The organism is Agrobacterium sp. GW821-FHT02D03, from assembly GCF_059421725.1.
The window spans coordinates 424293-440244 of the sequence record NZ_JBWKVN010000002.1 but is presented as its reverse complement, the minus strand read 5'-3'; the positions used below and the strand labels follow the sequence as shown (position 1 = coordinate 440244).

Below are 15952 nucleotides of genomic sequence, written 5' to 3'. Positions count from 1 at the left end.
TGTCGATACGTCACTCGGCTGCGGTCTTCAGGCAGCCATTGATGATGGTGCGGATTTCCGCCCGGCAGGAGCCGCAATTGGTGCCGGCGCTGACGCAGGCGCCCACCGCCTCGACTGTGTGGCAGCCCTCGCGGATCGCGCTGGTGATCTGGTTGATGCCGACATTGAAGCAGGAGCAGACGGTGGCACCGGGATCGGGTCTGCCGGCGCCCGGCCTGCCAGCGACGAGCGCGAACCGGTTGCGTAGATCCTCATGCCGCTCTTTCAACTGCGCGACCGCCCAGTTTCGCGCAACGGCGACGGGCGCGGCCGCGATAAACAGCGCCGCCAACAATTTGTCTTCGTTAAAAAAGGCGAGCCGAATGTCACCGGTTCGATTGTCGGCATAACCGAGCGGTTCGACGCGGGCGTCGATCCCGAAGATTTTTCTGCTCCAGGATATCCAGTCATCCGGCAGAGTGTCGAAGGCAAGCTCCAGACGATAGCCGCCGTCGGCCTTGGCGAGAGCCCAATAGGCGCAGTCGGGCTTTTGGGGAGCCGTGGCAGTCACTGCAAAGGCATAGGCCTTTGCTTGAAAGCGGCGCGCCGTAACGGCGACATTTTTCGATGCCGGCTGTCCGGAGAAGGGATCGGTGGTGGGCGGCACCAGCCTGTCGATCCGGGCATTGGCGGCGAACTGATCGTTCCAGTGCATCGGCACAAAGAGGCTGCCGCGTGCCTGCCTGTCGGTGATGAGCGCGCGCAGGATCACCGTGCCGAGAGGGCTTTCCACCTCCACCAGATCGGCACTCTCAATCCCTGCTTCCATCGCATCGCGGGGATGAAACTCGACGAAAGGTTCGGCCAGATGTGAGGATAGCCGGGCGCTTTTTCCCGTGCGGGTCATGGTGTGCCACTGATCGCGAATGCGGCCCGTATTGAGCGTCAGAGGATAGTCGGCGCTCGTGCGGCTCGTCTGCGGCAGCGCTGTAGAGACGAAACGCGCCTTTCCGTCCGCATGGAAGAATTTTCCATCGGCGAAGAAGCGCGTCGTGCCGCAGGTCGCTCCGGAGGGCTGAGGCCAGCTGAACGGCGCCATGTCGTCATAGGCCGGTTGCCCGATCTCGGCAAAGGCGCCGATATCGAAATCACGGCTGCCATTATTTTCGAAGGCCGAGAGGCTGGCATGTTCGGCGAAAATCTCCGTGGGATTGGCATAGGTGAACGCATCGGCGTAACCCATGCGCTTGCCGACTTCGGCAAATTGCCACCAGTCGGCTTTCGCCTCACCTGGCGCTGGAAGGTAGCCGCGCTGGCGGGAGATGCGCCGTTCCGAATTGGTGACGGTGCCGTCCTTCTCGCCCCAGCCGAGTGATGGCAGCAGCACATGCGCGTGGCGTGCGGTATCGGTCTTCGCCATGATGTCGGAGACGACGATGAACGGACATTGCTTCAGCGCCGCTTCCACGGCCCCGGCATCGGGCATGGAGACTGCCGGATTGGTCGCCATGATCCAGAGCGCCTTGATGCGACCATCGGCCACCGCCTGGAAGAGATCGACGGCTTTGAGGCCGGGCTTAGTCGCAATCGCCGGTGCTTTCCAAAAGCGCTGCACCCGGTCGCGGTCCTCGACGCTTTCGATGGCCATATGGGCGGCGAGCATATTGGCAAGACCACCCACCTCGCGCCCACCCATGGCATTGGGCTGTCCGGTCAACGAAAACGGTCCCGCACCCGGCTTGCCAATGCGGCCTGTCGCCAGATGGCAGTTGATGATGGCGTTGACCTTGTCGGTGCCGCTGGACGACTGGTTGACGCCCTGACTGTAGCAGGTGACGACGTTTTCGGTGCGCTCGAAAAGGTGATAGAAACGGGTAAGCTCGGCGAGGCTTAAGCCCGTTGCCTCGACGATGGTTGCCAAGCCGATGTCAAAGGCCGTTCTGACCGCTTCCTCAAAACCCTGCGTGTGGCTTTCGATATAGGTCTTGTCGAGCGTCGCTCCCTTCGCCAGATGCGCCAGAAGTCCGGTAAAAAGCGCCACATCCCCATCCGGCTTGATGGCAAGATGCATATCGGCAATGTCGCAGGTCATGGTGCGGCGTGGGTCTATCACCACCACCTTCATGTCCGGCCGTTCTGCTTTCGCCGCTGCAAGCCGCTGATAGATGACCGGGTGACACCAGGCGAGGTTGGAGCCGGTCAGGATGACGAGATCGGCGAGAAACAAATCCTCATAAACACCTGGAACCGTGTCCGAGCCGAAGGCGCGGCGATGGCCTGCGACGGAAGACGACATGCAAAGCCGCGAATTGGTGTCGATATTGGCCGAGCCAATGAAGCCCTTCATCAGCTTGTTGGCGAGATAGTAGTCCTCGGTCAGCAATTGCCCTGAGACATAGAAGGCGACCGAATCCGGTCCATAGGTCGCGATCGCTTCGGAAAATTTCGAGGCCACGAGATCAAGTGCCTCATTCCAATGCACTCGTTCACCGCCGACTTGCGGGTAAAGCAGCCGGTCGTCGAGATCGAGCGTTTCGCCAAGTGCCGATCCTTTGGAACAGAGCCGACCGTAATTGGCCGGATGATCCGGATCGCCCTTCACCGAAACGCCACCGTCATCATCGATCTTCGCGATAACGCCGCAGCCGACGCCGCAATAGGGACAGGTGGTTTTGACCTCTTGTGCCATGCTTACTCCGCAGCGATCATCATGCTTTCAAGAGCAATAGACAGGTTGCCATCGATGTTGCGCACGGGGATGGTGCGCACCGCACCCTCGTCGGCGCCTTCGGCCCTGCCGGTTTCCAGCGAAATGACCCAGTTATGCAAAGGGCAGGTCACCGACGCGCCGTGAACGATGCCTTGAGAGAGCGGCCCGCCCTTGTGAGGGCAGTGATCTTCGATGGCATAGACGTCGTTATCGGCGGTGCGGAACACCGCAATCTTGCCCATCGGCGTCTTTACGCAGCGCGCGCCGCGCAGTGGAATGTCAGAGATAGTGCCGATTTCGACCCAGTTCATCATCGTCATCCTGTGTCCGGTTGAAGGTTTTGGGATGGGGCGACATCTCCTCCATGTCGCCCCATCACTCAGCGCTATGCACCGATGGCTTTGAAAGCCCCGGTCACTCTGCGGCTTGATTGAAGCCGATGGTCGCCATCGGCTTGAACTCGTGCTTGTGTTCGCCGGACACACGCTCCGACCAGGGATCGACCTGGGCGAATTTCTGGCTGAAGACAAAGCGCTCGTAGAAGCCCTTGCGCTTGTCGGCATCATCCATGATCTGGCGGCGGATTTCGTCGTAGCCGATGCGCTTTGCCCACTTGTAGATGCGCTCAAGATAGCGGGCCTGTTCGCGGTACATTTGCGTCAGCGCCACGATATGCTCCAGCGCCTCATCCGCGGTCTTCACCAGACCGAGAATTTCAGTACCTTTGATGTCGAGGCCCGCAGCTCCGGCAAAGTGGATTTCGAAGCCGGAGTCCACGCATATCACGCCAATATCCTTGCAGGTGGCTTCCGCGCAGTTGCGCGGACAGCCCGAAACGGCAAGCTTCAGCTTGGCCGGTGTCCAGGAGCCCCACATGAACTTTTCGATGCGAATGCCAAGCCCGGTGGAATCCTGCGTGCCGAACCGGCACCACTGCTCGCCCACACAGGTTTTGACGGTGCGCAGGCCCTTGGCATAGGCCTGGCCAGAGATGAAGCCGGCCTTGCCGAGATCGGCCCAGACGGCGGGCAGGTCTTCCTTCTCGATGCCGAGAAGATCGATACGCTGGCCGCCGGTCACCTTCACCAGCGGGATCTCGAACTTGTCGACGACATCGGCAATGGCGCGCAACTCACCTGCATTGGTCACGCCGCCCCACATGCGCGGCACTACGGAATAGGTGCCATCCTTCTGGATGTTGGCGTGAACCCGCTCATTGATGAAGCGGGACTGATAGTCATCCGCATATTCATCCGGCCAGTCGCAGACGAGGTAGTAGTTCAGCGCCGGACGGCATTTGGCGCAGCCGCAGGAGGTCTTCCACTCCAGTTCCTGCATGACGGCAGGAATGGTCTTCAGTCCCTTGGCCTTGATCAGACGGCGCACATCGTCATGGCCGAGATCGGTGCATTTGCACATGGGCTGCACGGCCGTGGGATTGTAGCTGTCGCCAAGCGCCAGCGTCATCAGCTGCTCGACCAGCCCCGTGCAGTTGCCACAGGAGGCCGAGGCCTTGGTGTGAGCGCGCACATCGTCGAGCGAGGTCAGGCCCTTGCCGGTGATGGTGGAGGTGATTTTTCCCTTGCAAACGCCGTTGCAGCCGCAGATTTCCGCATCATCCGGCAAGGCTGCAACGGCCGCCATAGGGTCCAGGGGGGAGCCCCCCTGATAGGCTTGGCCGAAAATCAGTGTTTCGCGCATCTCTGTGATGTCCGCGCTCTTTTTCATCAGGTCGAAGAACCACGAACCGTCCGAGGTCTCACCATAGAGGACCGCGCCGATGATACGATTGTCCTTGAGAATCAGGCGTTTGTAGACGCCCGCCGTCGCATCGCGCAGCACGATCTCTTCACGGTCATCGCCCTCGGCAAAATCGCCGGCGGAGAAGAGGTTGATACCGGTGACCTTCAGCTTCGTATTGGTGACGGAGCCGTGATATTCGGACTGGCCGCCGATCAGGCGGTCGGCCAGCACTCTGGCACTTTCGTAAAGCGGCGCGACGAGACCGTAGCAGATGCCGCGATGCTCGGCGCATTCGCCAAGCGCGTAGATCGAGGCGTCGGATGTCATCATGCCATCATCGACGACGATACCGCGATTGACGGCAAGGCCTGCGTCCTTGGCAAGCCCGGAGGCCGGGCGAATGCCGACGGCCATAACCACCATGGTGCCTTCGATGACGCGGCCATCTTCCAGCTCGATGCCCTCGACTTTGTCTTCGCCGATAATGCGCTTGGTATTGGCCTTGGTGATGATGTCGATGCCGCGTTCGGTCAACGCCTTTTCCAGAAGATAGGCCGCTGCCGGATCGAGCTGGCGCTCCATGATGGTCGGCATCAGGTGAATGACGGTGACGTCCATGCCCTGACGCTTCAGTCCATAGGCCGCTTCGAGACCAAGAAGACCGGCGCCGATGACGATGGCGCGACCCTTGCCACCGGCGATCTCCAGCATCTTCGTTACGTCATCGAGATCACGATAGGCAAGAACGCCGGGCAACTGGTGGCCGGGAACAGGAATGATGAAGGGAGAGGAGCCCGTGGCGATCACGAGCTTGTCGTAGGAGGCGGTGATGCCGTTTTCGCTGGTGACGGTCTTGCGCTCTCGGTCGATATGGCTGACCTTCGCGCCCTTGTGCAGGGTCACGCCATGGGCTGCATACCAGTCGTCGTCGTGAATGACGATGTCTTCATAGGCCTTTTCACCGGAGAGAACTGGCGAGAGCATGATGCGGTCGTAATTGACGCGCGGCTCGGCATTGAAGATGGTCACGTCGAAGACGCCGGGAGCGGTCTCGAAGAGGTTCTCCAGCATGCGGCCCGGCGCCATGCCGTTGCCGATGATGACGAGTTTCTGGGGCTTTGTTTCGGACATGGATCTTACTCCGCTGCTTCGACGAAACGGTGACGTTCATAGAGGAACTTCAACACGGCTTCGCGGCATTTGAGATAGGTTCGGTCGGAGGCAAGCTCGATGCGGTTGCGCGGGCGCGCCAGCGGCACATCGAGGATTTCGCCTATGTGAGCGGCCGGGCCGTTGGTCATCATCACGATGCGGTCGGAAAGCAGAACAGCCTCATCCACGTCATGGGTGATCATGATCATGGTGTTGCCAAGTCGCGCATGGATTTCCATCACCGCATCCTGCAGATGGGCGCGGGTCAGCGCATCGAGCGCGCCGAAAGGCTCGTCCAACAGCAGGATTTTTGGTTCCATCGCCAAGGCCCGAGCAATACCGACGCGCTGCTTCATGCCGCCGGAAATCTCGGATGGCTTCTTGTCCTTCGCATGGGCCATCTGCACGAGATCAAGATTGCGCATGACCCAATCATGGCGCTCGGCCTTGGACTTGGTGTAGCGGAAGACCTTCTCGACGCCGAGATTGACGTTTTCGTAGACGGTGAGCCATGGCAGCAGGCTGTGGTTCTGGAAGACGACCGCACGCTCCGGGCCCGGCTCGTTGACCTCGCGGTTTTCCAACAACACCACGCCGGAGGACACCTTGGTCAGGCCGGCAATCAGGTTGAGCATGGTGGACTTGCCGCAGCCGGAATGGCCGATGACGGAGACGAACTCGCCCTTGTCGATGGTGAGGTTGATGCCCTTAAGCACCTCGGCGCGGCTGCCGCCCTTGTCGAAATATTTGTCGATATGATCGAGCTTCAAATAGGCGTTCATGAAGAAATCCTCCTAGTTCGCTGCCGCGCCGCGGGTGATGAGCTTTCCGGCGGTCGCCACCAGCTTGTCGAGGACGAAGCCGACGACGCCGATATAGGCGAGTGCCACGATGATGTCGGGCAGGCGGGATGAATTCCACGCATCCCAGATGAAGAAGCCGATGCCCACGCCACCCGTCAGCATTTCAGCCGCGACGATGGCAAGCCAGGAGAGGCCGACGCCGATGCGAAGACCGGTGAAAATGTAGGGCGCGGCGGATGGCAGCATGATCTTGTAGAAAAATTCGATGTGGTTGAGACGCAGCACCTGCGCGACGTTGCGGTAATCCTGCGGGATGTTGCGCACGCCCACCGCGGTATTGATGATGACCGGCCAGATGGAGGTGATGAAGATCACGAAAATGGCCGAAGGATTGCTGTCCTGGAACGCGGCCAAAGACAGCGGCAACCATGCGAGCGGCGGGACGGTGCGCAGCACCTGAAAGATCGGATCCAGGCCACGCATCGCCCAGACGGACTGGCCGATGATGGCGCCGACAACGACGCCGACGATCGCCGCAAGACCAAACCCATAGGCAACGCGTTCGAGCGAAACGAGAACGCGCCAGCCAAGGCCGATATCCTGAGAGCCATAATGGAAGAAGGGGTGGACAATCAGGTCGTAGCTTTCCTCAAACACTTGGCTTGGCGGCGGCAGCGACGCGCCGGGCGCCGAACAGAGCGCCTGCCAGAGGCCGAGCAGGATCACCAGGACGACGAATGGCGGAACGACGTTTCGCGCAATCGATGCGGCGATCTTGCGAAAAGAGAGTCCCGACACAGGGCGGCGGTTCATGGCGATCACGGTGCCACCCTTTGGCGTCGCAACGGCGATGGCCGTGCTTTCTGTCTTGCGTGCGGTTGCGGTCATGGTCTTGTCCTGTTTCCGGATGGGGTGTTGCACGGGTTGCGCGCCCCTCCGCCGGCTGCGGAGGGGCCATGGCGTCCTCAGGAGGCCGCCTTGATCGACAGGCTATCGAGATAGGCAGATGGGTTTTCGGGATCGAAGACCTTGCCATCGAAGAAGGTTTCCTTGCCACGGGAGGTGGAGGTCGGAATATCGGCAGCGGCAATGCCCAGGTCCTTCGCGGCAGCGCGCCACAGATCTTCGCGGTTGACCTGGGACACCAGCGCCTTGATGTCGGTGTCCGGCGCGAACTTGCCCCAGCGGATGTTTTCGGCAAGGAACCAGCTGTCATGGCTCTGGAACGGATAGGATGCCGCGTCCTTCCAGAACTTCATGTAAAGATCGGTGCCATGAGCAACGCGGCCATTGCCGTAATTGATGTCGCCCTTCAAACGGCCTAGCACATCCTTCGGCGGAACGTTGAACCACTGACGCTTGCCGAGAATGGTCGACATCTCCTCCTTGTTGTCCATGCTGTCGCACCATTGCTGGGCTTCCATCACGGCCATCAGCATGGCCTTGGCGGCATTCGGGTTCTTCTCAACCCAGTCGGCCCGCATGCCGAGCGCCTTTTCTGGGTGACCCTTCCACAGTTCTCCGGTCGTACAGGCAGTAAAGCCGATGCCTTGGTTGACCAGCTGCTCGTTCCAGGGTTCGCCGACACAGAAGACGTCCATGTTGCCGACCTTCATGTTGGCAACCATCTGCGGTGGCGGAACGACGATGGTGGAAACGTCCTTGTCCGGATCGATGCCGCCAGCCGCCAGCCAATAGCGGATCCACAGATCATGTGTGCCGCCCGGGAAGGTCATCGCCGCCTTGATTTCCTTGCCGTCCGCCTTCTTCTTCTCGAAGGCAGCTTTCAGTTTCGAAGCATCGAGCTGGACGCCGGTGTCGGCATAGTCCTTGGCAACGGAGATGCCCTGGCTATCGAGATTGAGGCGGGCGAGGATCGCCATCGGCACCGGCACGTTGTTCTGCGTCACCTTGCCGGTGTGCATGAGATAGGGCATCGGGGTCAGGATATGGGCACCGTCGATCCCGTTGGACGCGCCGCCGAGAACGAGGTTGTCACGCGTAGCACCCCAGGAGGCCTGCTTCAGCACCTCGACATCGGGCATACCATGCTTGGCGAAAAGTCCCTTTTCCGATGCGACGATCAGTGGTGCCGCATCGGTCAGCGCGATGAAGCCGAGTTTTGCGCCCTTGACTTCAGGTTCGGACGTGGCGGCGAAGGCGCCAGAAGGGAAAGCCGTTCGGACGGCGGTGATCAGGGCTGCAGTGGCCGACGTCTTCAGGATCGAGCGGCGGCTGATCGAACTGGAAAGCATTTTCTTCATGTCGCATGTTCCCCTTTTTGGCAGCCTCATGGGCGCCCTATGACTTTTGCGAAGCCCAAAAACAAAAAAACGCCGCTCGGTGATGCGCCTTCGGAACGGGAGGAGTGTTCCGGGCTGCATACCTTGCGACGTCCGTGTCGTATGAAGAACGCTGATAACGCGTTCCTGCTGCTCCGATCGCCGTTGACCCGAGCGTTTTACATAAAGCAAGCACCGTGCCAATTTTTGTGCTTATCTCTACTCAATTGAAAAATATAAGTTTTTTTAGATGCAGGGTCTGTAGATGGTATTTAAGCCAAAAAATTTCAGGCTATTATTTAATCTGAGCTCCGACCCTTGGCTCCAAAAATGCAGCACTCGATGCTTCAGAACTCGCCTGTCGCGGGTTGGGCCGTGGCCGAATTCTTAACCGGGAAGCGCTCGACATAGGCTGGGATGTTCGATGGATCAAAGGTCATTCCATCCATGAAGAGGGCTCCTGCACCGTCGTTCTCATCCTGGAGAGCAGCGACGCCCGCGCCGAGCGCCGCGCGATACAGGTCAGGACGGTAGGCGGATGCGGCAGCCTTGGCACCCTCGGCCGAAAACGTGGTCTGTCCCCAACGGATCATCTGACTGTAGATCCAGAGCGCCTGGTTGGGTTGCGGATCGTTGGCGTGATCGGCGTGGAACTGGAAGTATTTATCGATGACGCGCTGGTTGCCCCGGCTGTCGATATGGAATTCTCCTCCCAGCACGCGTCGGAGGATATGTTCAGGCGCGCCGATATAGCGCGCATCGGCAAGCGCTTCGCTCAGAGCCTGCCGATTTTCCAGGCCGTCGCACCAGCGGGCGGCGGCGTCCAATGCCACGAGAAGTCTCGCCACGCTTTCCTGCTGGCTATCCGCCCAATCGGGGCGCATGCCGATGACTTTTTCCGGTGCGGACGGCCAGATATCCTGCTTGACGGCCACGATGCGCCCGACGCCGCGCTCGCAGGCAATCATGTTCCAGGGAGCGCCGACGCAAAAGCCGTCGATTGCACCGGCTGCAAGCGCGTCGGAGGTCAGCGGTGGCGGCACGACCACCAGTTTGACATCCGTGTCCGGGTGGATGCCACCCGCTGCCAGCCAGTAGCGAAATTCGTAATTATGCGATGAGAATGGATAGGTCATGCCAAGCGTGGGCGTCGGCTCTCCCTTGGCCCGCATCTCATCAAGCACGCTTTTCAGCGCGCGGGCATTTTCCAGCGCCCCCGCTGTCGCCGACAAGCCGGTCGTCTCCTGCATCCTTGAGAAAAGCGCAGTGGAAAGCGTAATGGCGTTGCCGCCCCGCCCGAGTGAAAAGGGCGTGATGGTCGGCGAGGGGTTCGAGCCGAGACCGAGCATAGATGCCACTGGCATGGGCGAGAGCATGTGGGCAATGTCGAACTGGCGAAAGGCGAGGCGGTCGCGAACATTCGCCCAGGAGACATCTTTCACCAGGTCGAGCTTCAGGCCCTCCTTCTCGGCAAAACCGAATTCGGCCGCGGCAATCAGGACCGAGGCATCCACAAGCGGGATGAAGCCGGCCCGGAGGGTGCGCTGCCGGTCATTGCCGATCGGCGCAGGCGCTGCAATGCCGGATTTCCTGTCTGCAAGATCGTCTATCACCGTCATGCTATCGCTCCTCGTCCGGTGGCGGCCGTCACATCAGTAGCCCGGCAGCCGTGACCACGCTCTGCGCGATCTCGGACAATTTCTTTTTCTCGTTCATCGCCGTCTGGCGCAGCAGTGCGAAGGCTTCCTCTTCGGAAAGTCCGCGCATCTTCATCAAAATGCCTTTGGCGCGCTCGACGACCTTGCGCTCTTCGAGCGCGGATTTCGCCTCGGCCAATTCTCGCTGCAGGCGGCTGAACGCGTTGAAGCGGCTGACCGCCATGTCGAGGATCGGCTTGACGCGCTCTTTCTTCAGCCCGTCAACGATATAGGCTGAAACACCGGCTTCCACGGCGGCCTCGATCGAGGCCGTATCCGATCGGTCGACAAACATGGCGATCGGCCGGCTGATCGTGCGCGTAAGCTGAAACAGATGCTCCATCATGTCGCGATTGGGATTTTCCAGATCGATAACGATCACATCGGGCTGCAGCGTCTCGATGGTGCGGGCCACCCCGTTGACCTCGTGAATGACCGTGACCTTCATATGACCGGCCTCACGCAGTCCTTCCTCGATAATCGAGGCGCGGATGGCGTTTTCATCGATCACAAGAATGGTCAAGTCCCGAAGCGTCATGCGCGCATCAATGCCGCAGACCTGTCGAAATAGCAATGTTTTTCACCATGTCTAAAAATTAAGCAAATGAGTGGGGTCACAGCTTTCTTTGGTTCCGTTCATTCTGTCGGCAGGCCGCTTCTTGACAATGATATGATGTTTGGAAAGGTTACTGGCATGAGTGCAGGGGCTGATTGGATTTACGAGGCGAACCCGGTTCATCGCAAAAGTGCGGCGGAATCGGTATTCGAGGATTTGCGGTCGGCCATCGTGTCGGGCCGGCTGACGGTTGGCACGCGCCTGCCATCGGAAACGCATCTGGCCGGTCGATATGGTGTCAGCCGCCCCATCGTGCGCGAAGCGCTTCGCTCGCTGCAGACGCTTGGCATGACGCAGACGCGCACGGGCAGTGGTACGTTCGTCCTGACGGATTCTCCCCGACAAGAGTTGCGCTATGGCGGCTATTCGGCACGCGATCTGATGGAGGCGAGACCTTTCGTCGAGGTGCCCGCCGCCGGTTGGGCAGCCCTTCGCCGAACGGACCAGCAGGTGGCGCGGATGATGAAGCTCTGCGGCGAGATGGATCAACAGGAAGATTTGCACAAATGGGTGCTGCTGGACTGTGAGTTCCATAGCGCTATCGCAGAAGCTTCCGGCAACTCGCTGTTTGCCAAGGTGATTGCGGATGCCCGTGACAGCGTCAGCCAGCAATCGGAACTGCTGAACCTCATGGCCCACCGCCGCGTCGCTTCAAATATCGAGCATCGCAAGATTGCAGAAGCAATCGAGGCAGGCTCTGAGGATGGCGCGCGCCAGGCGATGGAAGCCCATCTTGGCAAGGTCAAGCAGGCGGTGACCTCCATCATGGGTGATGACGCAAGATAAAGCGTAGAGTCTGGGAATGCCGGAAGACTGTCATCGTCTCCCGGCTTGCCTTGTCTGAATGTCTTATGCGGCGGGCTGCACAGCAGTTGCGGTAATGTTTGCCAGCAATTCCGGCCTCAGCGCTTCGATCAACTGTTCGGCGCTCATATAGCCTTTCTCCAGCACGACCTGCGGCACGGTTCGACCGCTTGCCAGTGCCTCGCGTGCAACCTCGGTTGCGGCGTAATAGCCGATCAGCGGATTGAGCGCCGTCGCAATGCCGATCGATTCTTCCAATCGACGCGCCATGATATCGACATTGGCGGTAATGCCGACAACGCAGCGTTCCGCAAGCGTCCGGCAGGCGGTGCCGAGCTGGGCGATGCTTTCCGACAAGGCCCGCACGATGACAGGCTCGAAGGCGTTCAGCTGAAGTTGACCGCCCTCTGCGGCCATGGTGACGGTGATGTCGTTGCCGATGACCACGAAGGCGACCTGGTTGACGACTTCCGGGATCACAGGATTGACCTTGCCGGGCATGATGCTTGAGCCGGCCTGTACGGGGGGGAGATTGATCTCACCGATGCCGGCACGGGGGCCGGAGGACAGCAGGCGCAGGTCATTGCAGGTCTTCGAAAGTTTGACGGCGACGCGCTTCAATACGCCCGAGAGATGGACGAAAGCGCCAGGATCCTGCGTTGCCTCGATGAGGTCGCTCGCCGTCACCAGTGGTCGACCTGTCAGTTGGACGAGATGCTTGCAGGCAATCGCGGCATAACCGGCAGGAGCGTTGAGGCCTGTGCCGATCGCCGTCGCACCGAGATTGATCTCATGCAGCAATGCTGCCGATTCAATCAGGCGCGCACGGTCCTCCCCGAGCATCACGGCGAAGGTGCGGAATTCCTGGCCGAGTGTCATCGGCACTGCATCCTGCAACTGCGTGCGCCCGACTTTCAGAACGCCGTCAAATTCGCGGGCCTTCGCCTCGAAAGCGTCCTGGAGCACGAGCATGGAGGCGGCCAGTTCATCGATGGATTCGATCAGGGCGATATTGATGGCTGTCGGATAGGCGTCGTTGGTGGATTGGCTGAGATTGACGTGATCGTTCGGGTGCAGGTGCTTGTAATCGCCCTTGGCGTGCCCGAGAATTTCGAGCGCGCGGTTGGCGATCACCTCATTGGCATTCATGTTGGTCGATGTTCCGGCACCGCCCTGAATGACATCGACGATGAACTGGTCATGGAGGGCACCGTCGCGGATCTCGCGGCAGGCCGTGACGATGGCGTCCAGACGCTCCTGATCTAGCAGTCCCAACTCATGGTTTGCCAATGCAGCGGCCTCCTTGACGAAGGTAAGTCCGCGAATGAGATAGGGATAGCGGCCGATCGTTGCGCCGCTGATCTGGAAATTCTCCGCCGCGCGCTGCGTGTGCACGCCCCAATAGGCATCTGCAGGGATATCCTTGGGCCCAAGAAGATCTCGTTCCTGACGCATCGTGATCATATCATCCTCCATGTTGATCCGATAATCTGTAAAGCTGCTAGACAGATTTAACTTGGTTTAATCCTGTCCATGATGTAGGTCAATGGGCGGGGAGAGGGTTGACGGGCGCGCAGTCGAGAATTAAGGGATCGAAAATCTGTCATGCAGCCTTACAGAATGGCTGCCTTTGACCTTTCGGCGCCTGGAGTTTTGACAGAGCATTGCTCGCGCAAGGACAGAACGGGTCATTCATCAAGTCTATGGACGATAGCTCTGAGGGAGGAGCGACACCAGTGGATAAGGTAACTCAAGCAAACCATGAACGTCAGGTCGAAATCCAGGAGGATTTCGGCTATCACAAAGCACTCAAACCGCGCCAGATCCAGATGATTGCCATTGGCGGCGCGATCGGAACGGGGCTTTTCCTCGGGGCGGGCGGGCGCCTTGCCATTGCTGGCCCCGCTCTTATCTTCGCTTATGCAATTTGCGGCTTCTTCGCCTTCCTGGTGCTCAGAGCGCTTGGCGAATTGATCATGCATCGCCCGACATCAGGCTCGTTCGTTTCCTATGCCCGCGAGTTCTACGGCGAGAAGATGGCCTTCGCTGTCGGCTGGATGTACTGGATGAACTGGGCGATGACCTCGGTTGCCGATGTGACGGCGGTTGCCCTCTACATGAATTTCTTCAAGCAATATGTGCCCTGGATGCAAGGCATCGACCAGTGGGTGTTCGCGCTCGGCGCGCTCATCATCGTGCTCGGCATGAACATGCTGTCGGTCAAGGTGTTCGGCGAACTGGAATTCTGGTTCAGCCTGATCAAGGTCCTCGCGCTCTTCACCTTCCTGATCGTGGGCGTTTACTTCGTCATTTTTGGAACGCCAATCGAAGGTCACGTCACCGGCTTCAGCCTGATTGCCGATAATGGCGGCTTCTTCCCCAATGGCATTCTGCCGGCCTTCATCATCATTCAAGGTGTGCTCTTCGCCTATGCCTCCATCGAGTTGATCGGAACCACCGCAGGTGAAACGGAGGACCCGCGCAAGGTGATGCCAAAGGCGATCCGCACCGTCGTCTTCCGCCTTCTCGTCTTCTATGTCGGCTCGGTCCTGCTGCTTACACTTCTTTTGCCCTACACAGCCTACAAGGCAGGCGAGAGCCCGTTCGTGACCTTCTTCGGCTCCATCGGGGTCGAAGGCGCCGATATCGTCATGAACCTGGTCGTTCTGACCGCGGTTCTGTCGTCACTGAATGCCGGCCTCTATTCGACCGGGCGCATCCTGCATTCGATGGCGGTGTCCGGCTCTGCACCGGCGGCGCTGGCGAAGATGAACAAGGCTGGCGTGCCCTATGGCGGCATCGCGGTCACGGCTGTCGTCACTGTGCTCGGCGTCATTCTTAATGCCATCGTTCCTTCGGAAGCATTTGAAATTGCGCTCAATCTTGCCGCGCTCGGCATTATTTGCGCTTGGGGCGTCATCGTGTTATGCCAACTCAAGCTGTGGCATCTGTCCCGGCAGGGGAAGATGCAGCGTCCGGATTTCAGCATGATTGGCGCGCCTTATACGGGCATCCTGACGCTTGTCTTCCTGTTTGGCGTTCTGGTGCTGATGGCATTCGATTACCCTGCGGGCACATATACCGTCGGCTCTCTTATCGTCATCGTACCGACCTTGGTGGGGGGATGGTATTTGATGCGTGGCCGTATTCAGGAATTGTCGAAAGCACAGCAGTTGCGTGACGCTGGCGCGCGGGGCCAGCAGTGACCGTCGTAATTCCGACCGATCATGACAAAGGGCTGGTGGCGGTCATTGCCACCGGCGGCACGATTGCGAGCCAGCGTGACGAAACCGGGGCTGCGAAACCCTCGCTCTCCGGTGAAAACCTGCTCTCCGGCCTCGGCGGCGATAGCGCCTCCGTCAAACCCGTCGAGCTGATGGCGAAGGATTCCTCCAGCCTGACGATCTCCGACATGCAGGCAATCAGCGATGCGGTCGGTGTCGAGCTTGCGAACCCTGCGGTGAATGGCGTCGTCGTGCTTCACGGCACGGATGCGATGGAAGAAACCTCACTGCTCGTTCATTTACAGCACAGGATCGGCAAACCGGTGATCTTCACCGGCGCGCAGTTTACGGCCGATAACCCGCTCTCGGATGGCCCGGCCAATCTTCAGGCGGCGATTGCCGCTGCCGCGACGCCATCCAATAGCGAAAAGGGCGTCCTTCTGTCGTTCGGTGGCAAGTTGCTGCCGGTCTGGGGGCTTTACAAGCGTTCCGCCGACGATCCGGATGCGTTCGATCTTGCAGGGCCTTCCGACTGTCCGCAAAGCCCTGAATTTTCGGCGCCGGTCGATGCTATCCGCATCGATATCGTCGCAATCTATCCGGGCTGTGAAGCGACCCATATCGATGCCAGTCTTGATGCGGGGGCCAAAGGCATCGTTCTTTGCGCTCTCGGCTCAGGTAACGCCAATGCAGACGTCGTTGATGCTCTGCGGCGTTGTCGCGAGAGACATGTTCCGGTCGTTGTTTCCAGCCGCGTTCCCGAGGGGCACCTGGTTGCGGGCTATGGCGGTGGAGGTGGCGGTCACGATATGGGTGCTGTCGGTGCCATCCATTCCCGAACATTGCGGCCTGGTCAGGCAAGAATTCTGCTGGCATCGCTTATAGCCGCGTCTGCTGGACACCGCGACATGGCGCATGCTTTCAACGACTTTCGCGATTGAA

12 protein-coding genes are annotated in these 15952 nt (G+C 59.6%); 3 read left to right on the top strand and 9 right to left on the bottom strand.

Going from position 1 to position 15952, the window contains the following annotated elements; all coding sequences use genetic code 11:
- Positions 1-10: 10 nt before the first annotated feature.
- The 8 genes from AC07U5_RS15455 to AC07U5_RS15420 form a co-directional block, all read right to left on the bottom strand.
- Entirely contained in the window at positions 11-2668 is a 2658-nt protein-coding gene (locus tag AC07U5_RS15455) for a nitrate reductase (RefSeq protein ID WP_494723534.1), read from the bottom strand.
- A gap of 2 nt (positions 2669-2670) precedes the next feature.
- Positions 2671-3000: a nitrite reductase small subunit NirD gene (gene nirD, locus AC07U5_RS15450; RefSeq protein WP_113180602.1), complete on the bottom strand. Its 330-nt coding sequence runs from the start codon at positions 2998-3000 to the stop codon at positions 2671-2673.
- Between the two features lie 103 nt (positions 3001-3103).
- Positions 3104-5563 carry a nitrite reductase large subunit NirB gene (nirB, locus tag AC07U5_RS15445; RefSeq protein WP_494723533.1) on the bottom strand — a complete coding sequence of 820 codons (2460 nt, stop codon included), beginning with the start codon at positions 5561-5563 and terminating at the stop codon, positions 3104-3106.
- A 5-nt stretch (positions 5564-5568) separates the two neighbouring features.
- On the bottom strand, positions 5569-6366 hold the full coding sequence (locus tag AC07U5_RS15440; protein ID WP_111850834.1) for an ABC transporter ATP-binding protein: 798 nt from the start codon (positions 6364-6366) through the stop codon (positions 5569-5571).
- A 12-nt stretch (positions 6367-6378) separates the two neighbouring features.
- Positions 6379-7275, bottom strand: coding sequence for a nitrate ABC transporter permease (gene ntrB, locus AC07U5_RS15435; RefSeq protein ID WP_494723532.1), 897 nt, complete (start codon positions 7273-7275; stop codon positions 6379-6381).
- 77 nt (positions 7276-7352) lie between these two features.
- The gene (locus AC07U5_RS15430; RefSeq protein WP_494723531.1) at positions 7353-8651 is read right to left on the bottom strand and encodes a CmpA/NrtA family ABC transporter substrate-binding protein; all 1299 of its coding nucleotides are present in this window, start codon (positions 8649-8651) and stop codon (positions 7353-7355) included.
- A gap of 365 nt (positions 8652-9016) precedes the next feature.
- Positions 9017-10288, bottom strand: coding sequence for a CmpA/NrtA family ABC transporter substrate-binding protein (locus tag AC07U5_RS15425; protein WP_494723530.1), 1272 nt, complete (start codon positions 10286-10288; stop codon positions 9017-9019).
- A 28-nt stretch (positions 10289-10316) separates the two neighbouring features.
- The gene (locus tag AC07U5_RS15420; protein ID WP_062427764.1) at positions 10317-10904 is read right to left on the bottom strand and encodes an ANTAR domain-containing response regulator; all 588 of its coding nucleotides are present in this window, start codon (positions 10902-10904) and stop codon (positions 10317-10319) included.
- A 156-nt stretch (positions 10905-11060) separates the two neighbouring features.
- On the opposite strand from AC07U5_RS15420, the gene AC07U5_RS15415 reads away from it, so the two are divergent.
- Positions 11061-11768, top strand: coding sequence for a FadR/GntR family transcriptional regulator (locus AC07U5_RS15415; RefSeq protein WP_111850838.1), 708 nt, complete (start codon positions 11061-11063; stop codon positions 11766-11768).
- Between the two features lie 63 nt (positions 11769-11831).
- On the opposite strand, the gene AC07U5_RS15410 is transcribed toward AC07U5_RS15415, so the two are convergent.
- Positions 11832-13250, bottom strand: coding sequence for an aspartate ammonia-lyase (locus AC07U5_RS15410; RefSeq protein WP_494723529.1), 1419 nt, complete (start codon positions 13248-13250; stop codon positions 11832-11834).
- 239 nt (positions 13251-13489) lie between these two features.
- On the opposite strand from AC07U5_RS15410, the gene AC07U5_RS15405 reads away from it, so the two are divergent.
- Both AC07U5_RS15405 and AC07U5_RS15400 read left to right on the top strand, forming a co-directional pair.
- Positions 13490-14992 carry an amino acid permease gene (locus AC07U5_RS15405; RefSeq protein ID WP_494723528.1) on the top strand — a complete coding sequence of 501 codons (1503 nt, stop codon included), beginning with the start codon at positions 13490-13492 and terminating at the stop codon, positions 14990-14992.
- Positions 14989-15951, top strand: coding sequence for an asparaginase domain-containing protein (locus AC07U5_RS15400; protein WP_494723527.1), 963 nt, complete (start codon positions 14989-14991; stop codon positions 15949-15951). The genes AC07U5_RS15405 and AC07U5_RS15400 overlap by 4 nt, the downstream gene beginning before the upstream one ends.
- Position 15952: the final 1 nt, after the last annotated feature.